This is a genomic window from Candidatus Enterococcus courvalinii (assembly GCF_017315945.1).
Taxonomy (GTDB): domain Bacteria; phylum Bacillota; class Bacilli; order Lactobacillales; family Enterococcaceae; genus Enterococcus_B; species Enterococcus_B courvalinii.
Genome location: NZ_JAFLWI010000008.1, coordinates 1 through 20,140, shown reverse-complemented (window position 1 = coordinate 20,140; position 20,140 = coordinate 1). Strand labels below are relative to the sequence as shown.

The 20,140-nt window shown below is 38.0% G+C and carries 13 protein-coding genes and 15 tRNA genes; 6 read left to right on the top strand and 22 right to left on the bottom strand.

Translation table 11 applies throughout. The features are described 5' to 3' along the window. Positions 1 to 145 precede the first annotated feature (145 nt). Together JZO71_RS06540 and JZO71_RS06535 are read right to left on the bottom strand one after the other, a co-directional pair. Complete coding sequence (locus JZO71_RS06540; RefSeq protein ID WP_347401338.1) at positions 146 to 1,525, bottom strand: phosphatidylinositol-specific phospholipase C domain-containing protein; 1,380 nt, start codon at positions 1,523 to 1,525, stop codon at positions 146 to 148. Between the two features lie 253 nt (positions 1,526 to 1,778). After that, positions 1,779 to 4,226 carry a hydroxymethylglutaryl-CoA reductase, degradative gene (locus JZO71_RS06535; RefSeq protein ID WP_206898733.1) on the bottom strand — a complete coding sequence of 816 codons (2,448 nt, stop codon included), beginning with the start codon at positions 4,224 to 4,226 and terminating at the stop codon, positions 1,779 to 1,781. Positions 4,227 to 4,410: 184 nt separating this feature from the next. Between JZO71_RS06535 and JZO71_RS06530 the strand changes: the two genes are divergently transcribed. Next, positions 4,411 to 5,571, top strand: a complete 1,161-nt coding sequence (locus JZO71_RS06530; RefSeq protein WP_206898732.1) for a hydroxymethylglutaryl-CoA synthase — start codon at positions 4,411 to 4,413, stop codon at positions 5,569 to 5,571. Between the two features lie 124 nt (positions 5,572 to 5,695). On the opposite strand, the gene JZO71_RS06525 is transcribed toward JZO71_RS06530, so the two are convergent. Both JZO71_RS06525 and JZO71_RS06520 read right to left on the bottom strand, forming a co-directional pair. Next, positions 5,696 to 6,442: a class I SAM-dependent methyltransferase gene (locus JZO71_RS06525; RefSeq protein WP_206898731.1), complete on the bottom strand. Its 747-nt coding sequence runs from the start codon at positions 6,440 to 6,442 to the stop codon at positions 5,696 to 5,698. Positions 6,443 to 6,535: 93 nt separating this feature from the next. Continuing rightward, positions 6,536 to 9,211, bottom strand: a complete 2,676-nt coding sequence (locus JZO71_RS06520) for a cation-translocating P-type ATPase (RefSeq protein ID WP_206898730.1) — start codon at positions 9,209 to 9,211, stop codon at positions 6,536 to 6,538. A 348-nt stretch (positions 9,212 to 9,559) separates the two neighbouring features. Here JZO71_RS06520 and cls point away from each other — a divergent pair, with 348 nt between their 5' ends. Further along, the gene (gene cls / locus JZO71_RS06515; RefSeq protein ID WP_206898729.1) at positions 9,560 to 11,011 is read left to right on the top strand and encodes a cardiolipin synthase; all 1,452 of its coding nucleotides are present in this window, start codon (positions 9,560 to 9,562) and stop codon (positions 11,009 to 11,011) included. 107 nt (positions 11,012 to 11,118) lie between these two features. Here the strand turns inward: cls and JZO71_RS06510 are convergent, their stop codons facing one another. The 3 genes from JZO71_RS06510 to JZO71_RS06500 all read right to left on the bottom strand — a co-directional run bounded on the left by JZO71_RS06510 (position 11,119) and on the right by JZO71_RS06500 (position 14,572). After that, positions 11,119 to 11,559: a universal stress protein gene (locus tag JZO71_RS06510; RefSeq protein ID WP_067484785.1), complete on the bottom strand. Its 441-nt coding sequence runs from the start codon at positions 11,557 to 11,559 to the stop codon at positions 11,119 to 11,121. A gap of 67 nt (positions 11,560 to 11,626) precedes the next feature. After that, positions 11,627 to 13,033 carry a C69 family dipeptidase gene (locus JZO71_RS06505; RefSeq protein WP_206898728.1) on the bottom strand — a complete coding sequence of 469 codons (1,407 nt, stop codon included), beginning with the start codon at positions 13,031 to 13,033 and terminating at the stop codon, positions 11,627 to 11,629. Between the two features lie 144 nt (positions 13,034 to 13,177). Next, positions 13,178 to 14,572, bottom strand: a complete 1,395-nt coding sequence (locus JZO71_RS06500; protein ID WP_206898727.1) for a glycoside hydrolase family 1 protein — start codon at positions 14,570 to 14,572, stop codon at positions 13,178 to 13,180. A 150-nt stretch (positions 14,573 to 14,722) separates the two neighbouring features. Between JZO71_RS06500 and celB the strand changes: the two genes are divergently transcribed. From celB to JZO71_RS06480, 4 genes are all read left to right on the top strand, one after another. Then, positions 14,723 to 15,991, top strand: a complete 1,269-nt coding sequence (gene celB / locus JZO71_RS06495) for a PTS cellobiose transporter subunit IIC (protein ID WP_206898726.1) — start codon at positions 14,723 to 14,725, stop codon at positions 15,989 to 15,991. A gap of 125 nt (positions 15,992 to 16,116) precedes the next feature. After that, positions 16,117 to 16,836 (top strand): UTRA domain-containing protein, encoded by a 720-nt coding sequence (locus tag JZO71_RS06490; RefSeq protein WP_206898725.1) that lies wholly within the window; start codon positions 16,117 to 16,119, stop codon positions 16,834 to 16,836. 129 nt (positions 16,837 to 16,965) lie between these two features. Continuing rightward, positions 16,966 to 17,937, top strand: a complete 972-nt coding sequence (locus tag JZO71_RS06485; protein WP_206898724.1) for a ring-cleaving dioxygenase — start codon at positions 16,966 to 16,968, stop codon at positions 17,935 to 17,937. Between the two features lie 29 nt (positions 17,938 to 17,966). After that, a complete protein-coding gene (locus JZO71_RS06480) occupies positions 17,967 to 18,566 on the top strand; it encodes an alpha/beta hydrolase (protein WP_206898723.1) in 600 nt (199 codons plus the stop codon). A gap of 125 nt (positions 18,567 to 18,691) precedes the next feature. Here JZO71_RS06480 and JZO71_RS06475 read toward each other — a convergent pair. The 15 genes from JZO71_RS06475 to JZO71_RS06405 all read right to left on the bottom strand — a co-directional run bounded on the left by JZO71_RS06475 (position 18,692) and on the right by JZO71_RS06405 (position 20,111). After that, a tRNA-Leu gene (locus JZO71_RS06475) sits at positions 18,692 to 18,775 on the bottom strand. 24 nt (positions 18,776 to 18,799) lie between these two features. Continuing rightward, positions 18,800 to 18,871: transfer RNA gene (locus tag JZO71_RS06470), tRNA-Gln, on the bottom strand. An 8-nt stretch (positions 18,872 to 18,879) separates the two neighbouring features. Further along, positions 18,880 to 18,952: transfer RNA gene (locus JZO71_RS06465), tRNA-His, on the bottom strand. A gap of 59 nt (positions 18,953 to 19,011) precedes the next feature. After that, positions 19,012 to 19,096, bottom strand: a tRNA-Leu gene (locus JZO71_RS06460). A 19-nt stretch (positions 19,097 to 19,115) separates the two neighbouring features. After that, a tRNA-Cys gene (locus tag JZO71_RS06455) sits at positions 19,116 to 19,186 on the bottom strand. A gap of 34 nt (positions 19,187 to 19,220) precedes the next feature. Continuing rightward, a tRNA-Gln gene (locus JZO71_RS06450) sits at positions 19,221 to 19,292 on the bottom strand. 10 nt (positions 19,293 to 19,302) lie between these two features. Continuing rightward, positions 19,303 to 19,375, bottom strand: a tRNA-His gene (locus tag JZO71_RS06445). A gap of 2 nt (positions 19,376 to 19,377) precedes the next feature. Beyond that, positions 19,378 to 19,451: transfer RNA gene (locus tag JZO71_RS06440), tRNA-Trp, on the bottom strand. An 11-nt stretch (positions 19,452 to 19,462) separates the two neighbouring features. Continuing rightward, positions 19,463 to 19,543, bottom strand: a tRNA-Tyr gene (locus JZO71_RS06435). A gap of 1 nt (position 19,544) precedes the next feature. Then, positions 19,545 to 19,620, bottom strand: a tRNA-Phe gene (locus tag JZO71_RS06430). A gap of 32 nt (positions 19,621 to 19,652) precedes the next feature. After that, positions 19,653 to 19,725, bottom strand: a tRNA-Asp gene (locus JZO71_RS06425). 9 nt (positions 19,726 to 19,734) lie between these two features. After that, positions 19,735 to 19,807, bottom strand: a tRNA-Val gene (locus JZO71_RS06420). Between the two features lie 15 nt (positions 19,808 to 19,822). Next, a tRNA-Glu gene (locus JZO71_RS06415) sits at positions 19,823 to 19,894 on the bottom strand. A gap of 14 nt (positions 19,895 to 19,908) precedes the next feature. Continuing rightward, positions 19,909 to 19,997, bottom strand: a tRNA-Ser gene (locus JZO71_RS06410). A gap of 40 nt (positions 19,998 to 20,037) precedes the next feature. Next, positions 20,038 to 20,111, bottom strand: a tRNA-Asn gene (locus JZO71_RS06405). Positions 20,112 to 20,140: the final 29 nt, after the last annotated feature.

Below are 20,140 nucleotides of genomic sequence, written 5' to 3'. Positions count from 1 at the left end.
ACTGTCACAGTCCCTTTTTCCGAATAAACGGTGTTCCCAAAGCAACTCCTCGAAATAATTCACACCTGTCTAAAAATATGAAAACCTATTTTTGCCAGGTGTGAATTATTTTTTCAGAGCTGATTGCTTTGCACCACAACTTTGTTTATCTAAGTATGTTTAGAACAAATCGTTGATTCGTTCTCCCGGTATAAGGAAAAGTAATCAGGTCACCCGATGGATTATGTATGTTTTCTTTGACATCCAAATAAAGATTGCTTGCACAATTTTTTAAGTAATAAGTATTATTATCTCCACTTTTGCTTACTGGAATTAGCTGCCATAACCCTCGATCCTCTTCACTTGAGCGATCAATCACGACCTTGTATCGTGGGTTATCATAAGGCGTCGCTGCCTGTACCAATGCCAAATGACCAAAATCATACGTATGGATGCGATAAGCTTTTGCTTTTGCGTCATACCACATTTGCCATTTTTGATTATTTCCGTTTTTATTTGGATAAATAATACCCAAATCATAGTCTTTGTACCAGTCGACAACTTTATTTGTATCCAACAAGGTTTGGATTGCTACAATCGAGCCATCATATTTTCCAAGCTCATCTGGATTTTTGATAAGCCGATGATTTAGATCAATGATCGTATTCACTAACTCGTTGCTGGGATAATCAGCTACTACGATTCCCACATGCTTTATTTGATTGTTGCGAATATAGTTTAAGGCAAATGGATTCATTTCTTGTGCAAATCCTTTAATTTGATACCAGAAATTCGTCGCACTTAAATAGTTAATATAGTTAATCTGATCTGTTCCTTGATTTTTTGCTGATTTTACCAATTGTTGCTCAATCGCCCAGCGCTTATCTGCAGGGTCTACAGGTTCCCAATAATCTTGAATATCAAATTGATCCGGATAAGGAATTCCAACATTGTTTCCCAAAAAGTTGCGTAGAATAACGATTTTCCCTCTGGTTTCACCCAAAGTTGGATTACTTCCACCATAATAAAAGAAATTTTTCCAACAACTCTTTTTTAGATACTGCTCATTTAAAACTTGATTAAACACTTGATCATTCACTGAACTATTTTCTTGTTTCAAACGCATATAAACCACTTCACTTGGATTTTTCGTCAGGAAGCTCGTTACTTTGTTCAAAACATCGCCAAACATTTGATTCAAGTAATAACTATCATGGTGCATAGCAAAAGAACCATTTGTTTCACACACCCGCGCATCTAAAAAACGAATCCCGTTATTCAACTGTCGAGTGATGTCAATACTTTGCGTCTTCACATACCCCATCCCTACAATATCTCTAATCCCGTTTGTTGCTGAATCATGTGTTCCTGGAATCGACAACTCAGACAAGCGAGCATCCTCTCTGATACTACTCATCCAATAGCGATTTTTCTCTCGACCTACCCAATAAAAATCACTCATCTCAGCACTTACTTGGATGACTGGAATTAGACACCCGAGACAAACGATTCCGAGAAGGAACAGTCCTCCTATTTTCTTTTTCACTTTCTTTCTCCAATCCTATTTATTTTTGTCACATGATTATTTTATCATCAACAAATCCAATAAACAAAGCGACAAATTAAGCATTACAGAAAAGCCAGAAAATAAATAGATGTTATAAAAAGGTTATATAACAGTAATGTAAAACTCTTCTTACTACATTAGATAACAGATTAGAAAGCAGAAAAAACTGGGGGAATTGATTCCCCCAGTTTTTTTCTGCTGTTTTGTATGAATCGTTTTACTCAACTAATTGTTATTTTGTTCGCTGAATCTCTGCCAGAAGATTTTTAGCGATTTCTTGGTTCATTTTTTCCTTACTTCTTAACGCTTGTGCAACTTGTTCGATTTCAATTCCTTTAGCACCAACAGTCATCGCTAATGTTCTTGCTTGAAGTGCCATGTGCCCCTTTTGGATACCATCAGTCACTAAAGCACGTAACGCCGCTAAATTTTGAGCCAAACCAACAGCCGCAATTAGTTGTGCAAGTTCTTTTGCAGAATCCACTTTTAGTAGGTCAAAAGAAGCTGCAGCTTTTGGCAATACCTTTGATGCACCACCAACACTTGCAACAGCTAATGGCAACGTGATTTCTCCAGCCAAACCATCCTCAGTTACACGCCATTGCGTCAAACCTTCGTAGTGACCATTTTTAGCAGCATAGGCGTGGATAGCTGCGCTTGTTGCGCGAGTATCGTTTCCTGTTGCTAAAATAACTGCATCAATTCCATTCATGATTCCTTTGTTATGCGTTGCTGCACGATAAGGATCTAATTGAGCATATTCTGCCGCTTGTTGGATTTTTTTAGCAATTTGCTCGCCCATTTGACGATCAGCAGCTAAATGTTCAAAGGGAATGATGCAACGAGCTGTCGCCAAAGATTCAGTGGCTAAATTACTTAATATACTGAATAAAATTTCTCTTTCTGGAAACCATCCCCGAAGTTTTGTTGCCACACCTTCTAAAATAGCATTGACAATGTTGGCACCCATCGCATCTTTCACATCAATTAAGAAATCAATTGACAAGTAAGCTTGGTCTTCACCTTGAAACTCGCGACTTGTAATTTTCCGAACACCCCCACCACGCTTCACGATGGAGGGATAGCTCTCATTTGCGCACAAAATTAATTCTTCGTTGCGCTCTTCAAGTGCTTGAATGATTTCTTGATACTCTGATTGACCAGTCAAAACAATTTGTCCACGCATCAATCGCTGTGGTGTTTCTGCTTTGATATCGCCACATAATTTTGCACCGTTACTGGCTGCTGCAATCACTGAAGGTTCTTCTGTAGCCATTGGAATCCATTTTTTAATTCCATTAATTTGAAAATGTTGTGCGACTCCTAAAGGAATTTCAACTTCACTGATTTGATTTTCAATCAGATGATTCGCTATTTCTTCAGGTAATGTTTGTTGAGCAAATAGGTCAGCAGTGTTTTCCGTTAACGCTCCTTCTTCAACTAATTGAGCCCGGCGTTGCATTGGTGTCAGCTGATAGAATTTTTTTTTTTGCAAAGACTGCTCCTCATTTAGTTCTAAATTTGCTTCCAGCAGCATCGCTAATCCTAGTCCCCCACCGATACATAATGAAGCAATTCCGTAACGCTCTTTTTCTCTTAATAACCCATAACCTAAAGTCGTCAAGATCCGAGCACCACTTGCACCGATTGGATGACCTAAAGCAATACTACCTCCATAAATGTTTACTTTATCACTTTCCAACTGGAGTTCCTGATTCACAACAAATGAGGAAGCTGCGAAGGCCTCGTTGATTTCAAATAAACCAATCTCTGCTAAAGAAACATCTGTTTTAGCCATTAAATGATTGATGGCAGTAATTGGCGCAACGCCCATCATTGATGGATCGATGCCAACTTCTGCTACTGCTTTGATTGTTGCTAAATAAGAAAGATTATTCGCGATAGCGTATTCTTTTGAAGCCAGGATCAATACAGAGGCTCCATCGTTTAATGGTGAAGCATTTCCTGCCGTCACGGTGCCATCCTCAGCAAATACAGTACGCAGTGTTCCTAATTTTTCTACCGTGCTGTTTCCGCGAACAGATTCATCTTTTGCTAGCCATTGTGATTCCGCAAGTTCGATTGGAATGATTTCTTCCGAAAAAATTCCAGCTTCTGTTGCTTTAGCGGCTTTAAGTTGTGAAGTAAGCGCATATTCATCTTGTTCTTTTCTAGTAACGTGATAATGTTGGGCAACATTTTCAGCTGTTAATCCCATATGAGTATTTGAAAAAGCATCGGTTAATCCGTCGTTGACCATGCTTGAAATTGGTTCACCATAACTATTTGTTTCAGATTCATAGGATTGAAGCAAAGGTGCTCTGGACATACTTTCCGTCCCACCAGCGATAACGACTTGTGCCTCACCTAATTGGATCAATTGACGTGCTAAAATAACTGCTTTCATTCCTGAACCGCATACTTCATTGACAGTCATTGCAGGTACACTTGTAGGAATCCCACTATTGATAGAAATTTGTCTAGCAACATTTTGGCCATTACCGGCTTGTAAAACATTTCCAAAAATGACTTGATCAATTTGTTCTTTGTTGATACCAGTTTTTTTCAATAATTCATTCGTAGTCAACGTTCCTAATTCGACAGCAGAAAAACGGCTCAAGCTCCCACGGTATTTACCTATGGGGGTTCTTGCAGCATCTATAATTACGACTTCTTTCAAGTAAGCCACCTCCTACAAAAATATAACATTCTTTCAAGTAAAAACAAATAGCTCACCACTATCGATCATTTTTTCCACTTAAAAATTTTAACAATCCTTAAATATTGTCTTTTTTATATTTCTTTTAAACATTTTATGATACTTTATTAAAGTAAGTTTTAATTATGAGTGAAGAGGTGTTGAAATGAAAATCGGGATTGATCGTCTTTCCTTTTTTATTCCAAATTTATATTTAGACATGACAGAGTTAGCTGAAAGTCGTGGAGATGATCCTGCCAAGTATCATATTGGTATTGGGCAAGATCAAATGGCGGTTAACCGCGCAACAGAAGACATCATCACTTTAGGAGCGAATGCTGCTAGTAAATTGGTTACAGTCGAAGACCGTGAACAAATCGACATGGTCATCGTCGGAACAGAATCCGGCGTCGACCATTCAAAAGCAAGTGCAGTCATTATTCATCATTTATTAAAAATCCAACCATTTGCTCGTTCTTTCGAAGTAAAGGAAGCTTGTTATGGGGGAACTGCCGCTTTACATATGGCAAAGGAATACGTCCACAATCATCCGGAACGAAAAGTTTTAGTGATTGCTAGTGATATTGCTCGTTATGGTTTAGCAACTGGCGGAGAAGTTACCCAAGGTGTTGGAGCTGTTGCGATGATGGTCACTGCAAATCCAAGAATTCTTTCAATTGAAGATGACAGTGTCTTTTTAACGGAAGATATCTATGATTTCTGGCGCCCAGATTACAGCGAATTTCCTGTTGTTGATGGTCCGTTATCAAATGCGACCTATATCGAATCTTTCCAAAAAGTTTGGCAACAACATAAAAAACAAACTGGTTTGACCTTGGAAGACTATCAAGCATTATGCTTCCACATTCCTTATACAAAAATGGGAAAAAAAGCATTGCAAAGTGTTCTAACTGAAACAGATGAAGAAAACCAATCACGTTTGTTGACTCGTTATGATGAAAGTATCCAATACAGTCGTCGTGTTGGTAATTTATATACTGGCTCGCTTTACCTTGGTTTGATTTCCTTACTTGAAAATTCAACATCTTTACGTGCCGGTGATTGCGTTGGACTATTTAGTTATGGTTCTGGAGCTGTCAGTGAATTCTTCACTGGTACTTTGGAAGAAAATTACCAAGATTTCCTAGACAAAGAAGACCATCAAGCTTTATTTGATAATCGCCAACAAGTTTCTGTAGCAGAATATGAACAAATTTTTACTGAAACACTACCAGAACATGGCCAACAGGCAGAATACAACAGTAACGTACCATTTTCAATTTATAAAGTAGAAAACGATATTCGTTATTATAAAGAAGCAGAATAAACATCAAAAGCCCCGTACAAATCAAAAAAGATTTGTACGGGGCTTTTCTGTCTTCAATTACATATATACGTTAAAAAGATAACTTACTTTCTACCCTTACTGCAAAACGTACGATCTATTCTTATTAAGCTTTTGAAGATTCCTCTGTTATCTGCCAAAGTAACAACCGATAAGTTACGGTCGTTGTACTGATAAGTTCATTTTTTTTGTTAAATAACTTTTCGATTCTTTCTTTCAATTCAGCTGTCATCTCTGCTTCGTAGTATTCAGTCAAAAATTCTCTTGAAATCGTTTCTTTGATTTGATACGTAAAGTCTTTTTTCTTAACTAAAATTTTCTTACGCTGTAAAAATGCTTCTATCCGATTACTGATAGTGGGTGTACTGTTTGGGTCTTCTACTGCTAAGCCTAACTCGTCATCAATTGCTGTAAAAAGATCATCTTCTGATTTGATCACTCGTACCATAACGCACCATTTTTTTGCTTTTTTCATTAACTTTTCCACTTGTTCTGTTTTAGTAAAAGCTGGATTCGCCGCTGAAAAAATCACTTCATACTGCTCCGTTGAATTCAAAAACGCAGTAAACGTTTGTTTCTTGAACACCACATTCGACACTTTAGAATGTTTTGCTTTTTGTTGCGCATACTTTAACATCACTGCTGAAAAATCATTTAGCTCGTACTTGTCTACCTGTTCAGCAAGTACAGGTAGGTAACGGCCTGCTCCTCCTGCTACATCTACTAGTGAAGCTGCAGGCAAAACAGATTCCTTATATAAGTAATCGACAATATCTGTAACGATTGGAATCTGTGACTCTTCTTGAATAATGTAATATTCTTCAGCAAATTCATCCCATGCTATTTCATCCATTTCTTTCACCCTTAATTTCAAAAAAGAAGTATGCTAATCACTTAGCACACTTCTTTTTATTTTTTACCTTACTAACTTTTGACTAATCAATTCTTATTCTGTTACTTTTCCATTTTGGACATGAACAATAATCAATTTTGTGATTTCCATTAAAAGAATTGTTACAACTGCAATACCTAGACACATCAAGACTTCTGATACACCAAAGGCTGCTGGAATAGAAAAGACTTCTTTGAGACCTGGAATCATTGTTAAGCTAAACAAAGCACTACATACAACTACCGCAATCAAGACAACTTTATTAGAGAAGAAGCCAGCTTGGAATGCAGTTTGTGTATTTGAACGTGCTGGGAATGTTTGCAACGTACGACACCAAATCAAAGTTGTAAATGACATTGCTACGCCAAATCCAGGTGAATGTTGCATCCCTAACCACTGCGCAAAGATAACAGCGACACCAATCAAGATTCCGCGATAAGTTACTGAAATCAACGTTCTGCCCGTAAAGATTCCTGTATTTGGATCTCTCGGTGGACGACTCATTGTTGCAGGTTCCGCTTTTTCTGTTCCTAGCGCAATTGCAGGTAAAGAGTCATTTACCAAGTTGATGAAAAGCAATTGTAATGCCGTGAATGGATTGGACCAGTCAGCAACCAAAGCAAAGATGATTGCAATGATAGCACCTAAGTTTCCAGCAAATAAATAAGCAACAGCTTTTTTGATATTATCAAATACATTACGTCCAACTTCTACTGCACTCACAATTGAAGCAAAGTTATCATCTGTTAAGACCATTGCCGCTGCATCTTTGGCAACATCTGTCCCAGTTCCCATGGCGATCCCAATGTCTGCTTGTTTCAATGCAGGAGCATCGTTGACACCATCACCTGTCATCGCAGAGATATGCCCTTTCGCTTGCCAAGCGCGAACAATCCGGATTTTATTTTCAGGAGAAACACGTGCATAAACAGTCACATTTTCTAAGATATTCATCAATTCATCTTCTGATAAAGCATCTAGTTCTGTACCAGTTAATGCTTGGTTTCCTTCTTCAAAAATGCCGATTTCTTTTGCAATCGCAACGGCTGTTGTTTTGTGGTCCCCAGTAATCATCACTGTTTTGATTCCTGCACTACGAGCTTCTTCAACAGCTTGTGTTACTTCTTTTCTTGGTGGATCAATCATTGCCAAAATCCCGACTAAAATCAGATCATTTTCATCATCAAATGTTAAGTCTAAGTTATCGATTGGACGATAAGCGAAAGCCAACACACGTAAAGCACGATTAGAAAACGCTTCGTTTTGATTTTGGAAATTTGTCATCAATTCATCTGTCATTGGTACAACTTCACCATTTAACAAGACCTTTTTACTACGGTTAAAGACGATATCTGGTCCACCTTTAACTAACAAATATTTCTCATTATCAAACGTATGCGCCGTTGACATCAATTTACGATCTGAATCAAATGGCAACTCTGCTTCACGAGGGAAGTTTGAGCGGATTTCTTGATATGGCTGATTTAATTTTTCACTAAAATCAATAAAAGCAACCTCAGTTGGATCACCCAGTTTTGTTCCGTCTTCACTGATTGACGCATCGTTTGCTAATACAGAGATTTCAATCAAGCGACGTTCATCAGCAGACCATTTTTCTGGGTTGTCCGTAAAGTCTCCTGAATCACCATTGGCTAAGTAATAATCAACAACAGTCATTTTATTTTGAGTCAAAGTACCCGTTTTATCCGTACAGATAATGCTTGTTGAACCTAATGTTTCTACTGCTGGTAATTTACGAATGATCGCATGACGTTTAGCCATTTTATTTGTTCCTAAAGATAATACGATCGTAACGATTGATTGCAAAGCTTCTGGAATTGCAGCAACGGCTACAGCTACAGCAAACATTACAGCATTGACAATATCAGCAGTTAAATCACCAGTACCTTCACCAAGAAAAATACGTAATAATTGGATGCCTAAAATCAATAATGATAAAGCAAGAATGGCTAAACTTAACTTCTTACTAAATTTGTCTAGTCCACGTTGTAGTGGTGTTGTTTGTTCTGTTGTACTTTCTAACAGTCCAGCCACTTGTCCGATTTCAGTGTTATTTGCAGTTGAAGTAACCAAGAATTTCCCGCGGCCATAGGTCACGATCGTTCCACTAAAGACCATATTTACACGATCACCTATTGGAACAGTATTTGTGATTTCAACAACCTCTTTTTCAGCTGCAGTCGACTCACCTGTCAACATACCTTCATCTACTTGTAACGAACCAGCTTCGATTAAACGACCATCAGCTGGAACATAGTCCCCGGCTTCAAGTAATACTAAATCACCAACTACTAATTCTTTTGCTGGGACTGTTTTTTCTTTGCCATCGCGAATGACACGCGCATCAGGTGCCGAAAGACTTTTTAATGCTTCTAATGAACCTTCTGCTTTTTTCGCTTGTACCACGCTGATAACCGAGTTAAGCATCAATACTGCAAAAATAACGAAGAACTCAACGTATTCTCCCATGATCATTTGAATAAGCGCAACAATCAGTAACACAATTACCATCGCATCTTTGAATGTTTCTAAGAATAACTTCCAAGTCGGTTTTTTTGGTGCTTCTTTCAGTTGATTTAGCCCGTCTTTTTCTAGTTTTTCTTTTGCAAGCGTCGTGCTCAAACCATCATTTGAGCTGTTTGTTTGCTGCATCAACGAATCAATTGGTTCTTGATAAATCACTCGTTGTGCTTGTTCCTTGTTTTCCAAATTTCATCCCCCATTTAATCTTTTTGCTTCTGGCATCATTTGCCTGAAAAAAAAGAGACCCAAGACAAATCAACATTTGTCTTAGGTCTCACCATTTCATACAATACCAGAAAACCATCGGTTAACTTACTGTTGATATTATCGCAACAATTTGTTGCCGGTTACTCCCCTAAGGAGATATTCAACTGTATTATTATCCTATCGTATTAAATGACAAAAAGCAACTATTTTATTCCATTTATTCAGCGAATTTGCTGGATTTTCCATGATTGAAACCAGTCGTCACACATAGGTTTATTTTTCGACTCATGTTATACTATCACTATTGAAATAAAGGAGGATAATTATTTGGTAGGATCTATCGTTTCAGCAATTTATTTAATTAATGCTATTTTTGCATTGATAACTATTTTAATCAAGCCACGCGATGTTGCAGCAATTTGGGCGTGGTTACTTGTGCTGTTTGCGCTACCCGTTGTTGGTTTTGTTCTATATTTATTTTTTGGCCGTGGTTTAACAGACAAGAAAAAATTCTATTTGCGACAAAGTGATTTGAAGGAACTGGAAAATTTCCAAAACTTTCGAGATGATACCATTGAACACTACGATTCTCAGACAAATGAAGTCGAAAAACAAGCCTTCGTTGACTTCTTTTCATCCTTGAATCAGATGCCTTTAACTCGAAAAAATGAACTTACATTACTAACTGATGGACAAGAAAAGTTAACTTCTTTGTTAAACGATATCGAAGAGGCTCAACACTCTATCCATATTGAGTATTATGCATTTGTAACTGACGAGATTGGCAATCAGGTTTTACGTTTATTAGAAAAAAAAGCTGCTCAAGGAGTTCAAGTTCGCCTACTGTATGATGCATTTGGCTCACATGGTACAAAAGCAAAAGATTTTAATCAACTTATTGCTAATGGCGGAGAAGCGCAAACCTTTTTAACTTCTCAAGAAGCATTACTTCGTTTTCGTTTAAATTATCATGATCATCGAAAAATCGTTGTGATTGATGGAAAAATTGGGTACACCGGCGGCTTCAACATTGCCAATCAGTACGTCTATACGACCAAAAAGTTCGGTTACTGGCGCGATACCCACATTCGAATTTTCGGTGCCGCTACTTCATTGTTGCAACTTCGTTTTTTAATGGATTGGAACGTTTCTGTTTCAGAAGAAAAAAAGGTTGGCTATCATTTGGATTATTTTTTTAAGAAAGTGGACGAAAATAACGAGCAACATGGCAGTGCTGATATTCAATTAGTTTCAAGTGGTCCAAATAATGAACGTGAACAAATCAAGTTAGCTTTTATCAAACTAATTACTTCAGCAAAAAAACGAATTTGGATTCAAACACCTTATTTGGTACTTGATGAGAGTGTGATTGCTGCGTTAAAAATTGCTTCTGCTTCAGGTGTCCATGTCAAGATTATGATTCCAAATAAACCCGATCATCCATTTATTTACCGTGCTACACAATACTATGCACGCCAATTGATTAAAGAAAACATTGAGATTTTAGTTTATGAAGCTGGCTTTTTACACGCAAAAACATTGATCATGGATGATGAGATCTGTATGGTTGGTTCCGCCAATCAAGATATCCGTAGCTATCGTCTAAACTTTGAAACTAGTGCAGTCATTTATGATCATGAATTTTTAGAGCAACTTTCGAACAAGTTTCTTGAAGATGAAGAAAACTGTTCTACTATGACGACAGAAACAGTCAAAGAAATGTCGACCTGGCTGTTATTCAAACAACAAATTTCCCGACTATTATCACCAATTTTATAAAAAAGACAAAATAAAAAAAGCAATCCAACAAATCGACGTATCTTATTGTGAAGCCACTGATTGGCTCACCTTCGTCAATTGTTGTTGATTGCTTTTTTCTTTACTTTTTATTTTACTACTAACACATTACATGAGGCATGGTTCACCACGTATGCGGTAGTCGAACCTACCAAGACACGTTCCACTGCATTTAACCCAGTTGATCCCATAATAATCAAGTCGATTGGTTCCTTTGACTCATTGAAATTGGCAATGAGTGTCTTAGGATAGCCATAGAGGATGTACGTTTCAATATCTGTCCACCCTTTTTCAATTGCTAAATTTCGATGAGCTTTCATTTGATTTTCTGCTACTTCATCGAGCTCTGCTTGTAAATTAGTTGTTACAAACGCAAAATCACCAAAATAATTTCCTGTTACTTCATTAACATATAAGATGTGCAAAGTTGCTTGGTTTCGTTTCGCAATCGCAATTGCCTCAAGAAATGCCTTTTCTGCTTTCTCTGAGCCATCAATTGCAACTAAAATATTTTGATATGTGTCCGTCATTGTAAACGCCTCCCTTTTCTTTAGTTTATCACTGTTCTTTTCTGGGGACAACCAATGTGGTCATGATTTAATCTCCCAGATCAAAACGCAAAGTCATGTGTGTAGCTCCTTTTTCAAGCATTTTACCTAATAAGGCAACTGTTCGATCATAACATTCTTCTGCAAGCTGTTGATTGACTTCTTCTAAATAGTCGGTGCTAAAACTCTTTGTTGCTTGTACATCAGCTAGCAATTGTTTATTTCTAAAAGAAGCCATGCTTTCTTGTTCATAGTCCGCATAAATATCGGTAAATCGGTCATAGTCATAGTCACCAATCAATGCTGCCATGCAGAATAACCAATAAGGATGATTAAAATCAAAGCTAGTCGACGTATCGGAATAACGTGCAGGTGTTTGTTCAACATTGGTATAAAAAGGGACCAACACGTTAAATGTATTCGGTCCAAATGCTAGCCATTGAATACCGGAAATTGATTTAGGAACATCATTTCGCAATTGTAAAATATGGCATTGGATATTACGATTGATACCAATTGGACGGAAGCTTTTCCTTTGTTGCTCTGTTCCTGTGCCATACGCATCGAACATAGTATCTTGATAATGTGAACTCAAAACAAATTTGATCTCTTCAACTGATATTTTTCGATTTGCATAACAAATGAACGGCAAATTATCATCCATTGGATCTTGTACGATTTCTGGCGTGAAATACTTTTGGCCATACCAAGCACGTGGATTATTATAATGATGATCTTTGATTGTGGCACTCCCAAAAATGTGACGCAAATTAAGTGCTCCCTCTGGATCAGGATTCAAGTGATAGTTTTCAATTAACTCGACTAAATCTGCAGAGCACATGGTATTTTCTGAATCAACCTCAAAAGTATCAATATTCATTCGATTTGGTGCAATCACATACGCTTCATCAGGAACCTTGATTGCTGCCCAATGATGGCCACCGATTGTTTCAAAGTACCAGATTTCATCATTATCTGAAAACGCGAGAGCATTTGGTTCATAAGTTCCGTATTCTTCTAATAACTTACCTAGTCGTGTAACTCCTTCGCGGGCGCTAGAAATATAAGGTAAGACAATTGTTAGTAGATCTTCTTCTCCAATTCCATTTTCTACATATGGATCTACACCCAAAATTCGTGAATTCGAGGTAATGGTTTCCGTTGCTGTCATCGCCACATTCACTTGATTGATTCCCGCTTCGCCCCAAATTCCGATTGAATCATCGGCATTCGGTGTGGCTGTGTATCGTAAAGGATTATCAGGTAAAGGTATTGATACGTGACTAATCTTAGATTCATAAACTTTAGGTTGAGCTTCGGGTTGAACAACAATAAAACGTTTTGGTTCAATTGCTTTCTCACTATCTTCATTTCGAGCAATCATCGTTGATCCATCGATACTCGCCTTTTTCCCAACTAAAATCGTTGTACACGAACTTTTTACTTTGTTTCGCATATTTTCCACTTCTTTCTCATTCGTTCTAGTATTAGTCTACTGCGAATATTCTCAGAAGGGAAATAATACCCCAGCAAAAAATAAAACTGGAGAAAATTTTTGACAGTTCCTCCAGTCTCTCACATGTATAACTTATCTAATCAATTAATCAAATCCATGCTCATCAGCTACTTGTTTAAACCAATGACCAGATTTCTTAATTGTACGCGCTCCTTCTTTCTCTAAATCAACAGAGATGAATCCGTAACGATTCTTATACGCATTTGTCCAAGACCAATTATCCATGCACGTCCACATATGATAACCAACACAATTGGTTCCTTCCTCAATTGCTTGATGAACATATTTCAAATGATTTTTAACAAATTCGATACGATAATCATCTTCGATCATGCCAAACTCATTCACAAATCGTTCTTCTCCTTCGACGCCCATACCATTTTCCGAAATAAAACATTTGATATTCCCATAGTTTTCTCGCGTGTTCGTTAAAATATCGTAGATTCCCTTTTCATAAATTTCCCAACCACGATAAGGATTCATTTTTCTACCTGGCATTTCATAATTGTCAAAGAAATCATCTGGCATCGGTGAGGATAACTTATCCGGTGTGGATTCTTTTGCTTTGATTCGTCGTGGTTGATAATAATTGATTCCTAGCAAATCAACGGTATTGTCTTTTATCAATGTTAAATCCCCTGGAATAATTTCGGGAAGCAAATTTAATTCTTGAATAATTGTAACTAGATCTTCTGGAAATTCTCCTTTGACAGCTGGATCCAAAAAGGAACGATTAAAAAATGCATCCGCAATTTTTGCTGCTTTAACATCTTCTGGATTACCGTTATCTCTTGGATAGCTTGGTGTCAAATTTAAAATTATTCCAATTTCTCCTGCTAGTTCCATTTGATGATAAGCTTGAATTGCCTTAGCACTCGCAATATTTTCATGATAGCCAACTTGGACTGCTTCCTTTAAACTAATGTGATTTGGAAAGTGAAACTGATACAAATAACCTCCCTCAACAGGGACGATCGGTTCATTATGTGTGAACCAAGTTTGGACAAGATCTCCAAACAACTCAAAACAGCTTTTCGCATAGTTCACATATGCATCTACTGTTTGACGATTCAACCATCCTCCTTTTTTCTGCAAAGCCATAGGCATATCAAAATGATATAAATTCACAAATGGTGCTATCCCGTTTTCTCGTAATTCTTGAAAATATTCTCGATAAAAAGCAACCGCTGTTTGATTGATAGCGCCAGTTCCATCTGGAAATAATCGACTCCATTGAATAGATGTCCTAAATGAATTATGGCCTGTTTCTTTCATTAGTTGAATGTCTTCTTTGTATTTTGTGTAAACCTGCGATGTTTTATCTGGTCCAACCTCATTAAAAAATTTTTCAGGTTCTCTTGCATACCAATAATCCCAAATATTTTCACCTTTGTCATCTCCAGCAATGCGTCCTTCTGTTTGTGGACCACTTGCAGCAGATCCCCACCAAAAATTAGTTGGAAAATTATATTTTTTCATCTTAAAGATCCTCACTTTTCAGTTGATAACGCTATCTTATCTGACGGACAAACAAAAATCAATACTTTTTATATAAATGACTAGACATTTATATAAATCGGTGCTATATTTTGTTTGTAATCGATTGCAAAAAAATTAGAGGTGAATAATATGAATGGATTTATGGACAAACTTTCCGAAAAAATCATGCCCTTAGCTAATCTTTTGGGGCAAAATCGTTACTTGACCGTTTTACGTGATGCTTTCATGCTTTCTTTTCCATTAACAATGTTTGGTTCAATAGTCGTGGTGATCAATAATCTTCCTTTTTTCAATGACGCGACCAAAGGAACGCTATCGACTCTCTTTGGAAATGGACAGAATGCGACAATGAGTATCATGTCCGTCTTTGTTACATTTGGTATTGGCTATTATTTATCTAAATCTTATGACGTCGAAGGTATTTTTGGTGGTGCTGTTTCTTTTGCTAGCTTCTTGATTCTGACCCCATTTGTTATGACTACAGCTAGTGGCGAAGAAGTTTCCGGTGTACTTACACTTGATCGCCTTGGCGCAAAAGGAATGTTTATTGGAATGATTGCTGCCTTCTTAGCAGCGGAAATCTATTGCCGTATTACAAAACGTGGTTGGCAAATCAAAATGCCTGACGGTGTGCCACCTGCAGTTACGAAATCTTTCGCTGCTTTGATTCCTGCTGTTGTAACATTAACAGTCTTCTTATTTATCAATGGACTTGTGACTGGTATATTTAACACTAACTTACACGATGTTGTTTACGAAGTGATCCAAAAACCGTTAACAGGACTTGGTAGTAGCTTACCTGCAACCCTACTTGCTTTATTTTTTGTTCAATTTCTATGGTTCTTCGGACTTCATGGACAAATTATTGTCAATTCTGTAATGGATCCAATTTGGAATACATTAATGTTAGATAACTTGGAAGCCTATCAAGCTGGTAAAGAACTTCCTCACATTATCACAAAACCTTTCATGGAAACATTTACTGTTGGTCTCGGCGGATCTGGAATGACGTTAGCCGTGGTTTTGATTATGGCGTTTTTCTTAAAGAAAAAGCAATACCGTGACGTTGGCCGACTTGCCCTCGCACCTGGTATTTTTAATGTCAATGAACCTGCTATTTTCGGCTTACCAATTGTTTTGAATGCAACAATTTTGATACCATGGGTAATTGCACCACTTGTGGTTACTACATTAAACTATTTAGTAATGGCGGCTGGGATCGTTCCTCCTCCAACAGGTGTTTCTGTGCCATGGACTGTCCCCATTATCGCTAGTGGTATTCTTGCAACTAATTCATGGCTAGGTGGTCTTTTACAAGTGATTGATTTCATTATTGTTGGACTCATTTGGTATCCGTTCCTGAAAGTTTTAGATAAACAACCAGTGACTGACATTTAAAAAGCAACAAGAAGACCAAAACATTGGATTGTTTCTAATGAGTTTGGTCTTTTTCTTTTTACTTCTCTCTTCTAGTAGTTGTCCGTTGTTCCAACTTTCGCTATACTCAAAGAGAGGTGAATGTTGTGCCAAAATATGAAGATATAGCGAACACATTAAGAGATCGTATTCGCTCAAAAAAATACCCACCAGATAGTTTTTTACCAAATCAAACTGACCTAGTAAAAGAATTTGACGCTAGCCGGATGACAATCAAAAAAGCAATCAATATTCTTGCAATGGAAGGGCTTGTCTATTCTCAGAGAGGTTCTGGAACAAAAGTTTTGAACCATCCCTTTTTCAAAAAAGATACTTCCCCAGCAAATGAATACGAAGGTCTTAGTCATCAAATGGCGCGTCGTCAGCAGTCATTAGCTAGTCAAATTATCCAGTTCGACGTTGAATTTCCAAATGAACAAATACAAGAGCATTTAATGATTCAACCCGAACAACCTGTTTATAACATTCAACGATTACGAATTTTAGAAAACGAACCATATATTTTAGAGCATACCTATATGCCTGTCCATCTAGTTCCCGGTTTAAAACGTGAGCACTTGTTATCTTCTATCTATGATTACTTACATCAGTCTCTAAATATTTTTTTTGCTGGTGCTTACCGAACAATTTCTGCAGATAAAAGCACAGCGTTCGATCAAGAATATTTAAATTGTTCAACAATTGATCCTATTTTAGAAGTTCAACAAATCGTTTACTTAAAAGATGGTCAACCAATTGAATATTCAACAAGTCGCAATCGTTTTGATGTACGTAGCTATTCTATTTTAGATGTTCAATCAAATTAAAAACGGACCCAACCTGGGTACCGTTTTTTATTTTGTTAAAAGGACAGAATAATTGCATTATCTGCGGATTCTTACTATACTTATAAAAATCTAACTTACTTTTCGTAAGTGTTTTTTGGAGGAACAATTATGGATACACAGATTAAAGGCATACATCACGTTACTGCTATGACTTCCAACGCAACCAAAATTTATCGTTTTTTTACTGATGTTTTGGGATTACGACTGGCAAAGAAAACCGTCAATCAAGATGATATCGAAACTTATCATTTATATTTTACCGATGAAAATGGTGCACCTGGAACAGATATGACTTTTTTTGACTTTCCTTATCAATCTAAAGGCTCTAAAGGAACAAACAGTATTTCTCGTGTCTCTTTCCGTGTTCCTAACGACTCTGCACTAAATTTTTGGCATGAACGTTTATCAATGTATAAAATCACTCACTCAGATATCAAGGAACGTTTTGGTAAAAGATACTTGGAATTTGAAGACTTTGATAACCAGTCCTATCAATTGATTTCAGATCAACAAAATCAAGGAGTCGCTGCTGGCGTTCCTTGGACAAAAAGCAATGTCCCTACTCAATTTGCACTTATCGGTCTTGGACCAGTTTTTGTTCGAGTCAGACAATTAGAAAGTATTGAACAAGTTCTCAAGAAATTACTTGGGTTTCATGAAACTGCTAAAGAAGGAAGTTTCCATCAATTTGAAGTTGGTAAAGGTGGAAATGGTGCAACTATCATTGTTGAGGTCCGCAATGATTTACCCGATGCAATCGAAGGTTTTGGTAATATCCATCACCTTGCACTTCGAGTTACTGACAAGCAAGCTTTACGTCATTGGATTCAACAAATTCAACAAGTGGAATTACCTGATTCCGGTTTTGTTGATCGTTTTTACTTTCAATCTGAATACTTTTTTGCCTCTTCACATGTACTTTTTGAATTAGCAACAGATGGTCCTGGTTTTTTTGAAGATGAAGAAAAAAAACATGCAGGAGAAAAGCTGTCTTTACCACCCGCTTTTGAAGAAAAACGTCTAGTCATCGAAGAAATCGTTCGTCCTTTTGATACAAGTGATGCGAATATACAACGTTAACAGAATAACAATAACTCGAGGTGAGCAATATGGACTACATTTTTGAGCAAGGAACAAAAAATGCAGCAAAATTTATTCTACTACACGGAACAGGTGGAGATGAACATTCTTTACTCGAACTTGCGAGGTTTATTGATCCAGACAGCACAATTTTATCCTTTCGTGGAAATATCCAAGAAAATGGAATGAATCGCTTCTTTAAGCGACATGCTCTCAACCAATTCGATCTCAACAGTTTAGAAAAAGAAACAGATAACTTATTAAAGCAAATTAAAGAAATTAGTACGGAAAAAAAGATTCCTTTAGAAAACTGGATACTACTTGGTTATTCTAACGGAGCAAACATTGCTGCCCACCTATTACTAGAAAGAGAACATGGACTATCGAAGGGAATCTTTTTTCACCCTATGTCACTCGGTGTAAACAATCATTCAATTGATGGAAAAAAACAAAAGGTCTGGCTTTCTTATGGACAACAGGACCCGATTGTTTCGAAAGAATCTTTTAATGAACTAGTGAATGAATTTGAAAGAAGTGGTAGCATTTTTTCTGTCTATTCTTCCAACCAAGGTCACGAATTAAGAATGGCAGAGCTAGAATCAGCTAAAACATGGTTGAACAATTTATAAACGTATAATACAAAAAGGATTGATGCAGGAATTTTCTCATCAATCCTTTTTAGTTTCACTACGTATAATAAATAAATTTTCTATAAAAAGACACCAACATATTTAACATGTTGGTGTCTCATTGATACCGGCGGCCGGGGTCGAACCGGCACGACCTCGCGGTCACTGGATTTTGAGTCCAGCGCGTCTGCCAATTCCGCCACGCCGGCATAGTGAAACTTAATTTAATTCAACTGGGGTAGCTGGATTCGAACCAACGCATGAGGGAGTCAAAGTCCCTTGCCTTACCGCTTGGCTATACCCCAATAAAAAGGGCGAATGGTGGGAATCGAACCCACGAGTGCCGGAGCCACAATCCGGTGCGTTAACCACTTCGCCACACCCGCCATCATACATATGTTATTTAATTACCCAATAAAAAACTAAGATGAAAACACCTTAGTAATACCGGCGGCCGGGGTCGAACCGGCACGCCCTTAACGGGCACTGGATTTTGAGTCCAGCGCGTCTGCCAATTCCGCCACGCCGGCATGTCGATAAATTGTACTAAGGCGGTAACCGGATTTGAACCGGTGATGAAGGTTTTGCAGACCTCTGCCTTACCACTTGGCTATACCGCCATTATACGATTATCAATCTATAAAATTTATAGAACTGGGGTAGCTGGATTCGAACCAACGCATGAGGGAGTCAAAGTCCCTTGCCTTACCGCTTGGCTATACCCCAATAAAAAAAGGGCGAATGATGGGAATCGAACCCACGAGTGCCGGAGCCACAATCCGGTGCGTTAACCACTTCGCCACATCCGCCATGGCAGGGGTAGCAGGAATTGAACCCACACTAACGGTTTTGGAGACCGCTGTTCTACCTTTAAACTATACCCCTATTAACAAAAATGGAGGAGAGTGGATTCGAACCACTGAACCCTAAGGAACGGATTTACAGTCCGTCGCGTTTAGCCACTTCGCTACTCCTCCATGGTGGCGCGGGACAGAATCGAACTGCCGACACACGGAGCTTCAATCCGTTGCTCTACCAACTGAGCTACCGCGCCAAATGAAATTAAATCAATCGAATAAATAATGACGGTTCCGACGGGAATCGAACCCGCGATCTCCTGCGTGACAGGCAGGCATGTTAACCCCTACACCACGGAACCAACTCATTATGGAGGTTAACGGGATCGAACCGCTGACCCTCTGCTTGTAAGGCAGATGCTCTCCCAGCTGAGCTAAACCTCCAAAATTCAATTGTTATGACCCGTACGGGATTCGAACCCGTGTTACCGCCGTGAAAGGGCGGTGTCTTAACCGCTTGACCAACGGGCCAGTTATATTACTAACGGAGAGTAAGGGATTCGAACCCTTGAGACAGCGTTCACCATCTACATGATTTCCAATCATGCTCCTTCGGCCTCTCGGACAACTCTCCAGAGTGAAAGAAGCTCATTACTCTTTTCTCAAAATGAGAACTCCGGCAGTAGGACTCGAACCTACGACATCATGATTAACAGTCATGCGCTACTACCAACTGAGCTATGCCGGAATAACACCAGCGTGGCGACGTCCTACTCT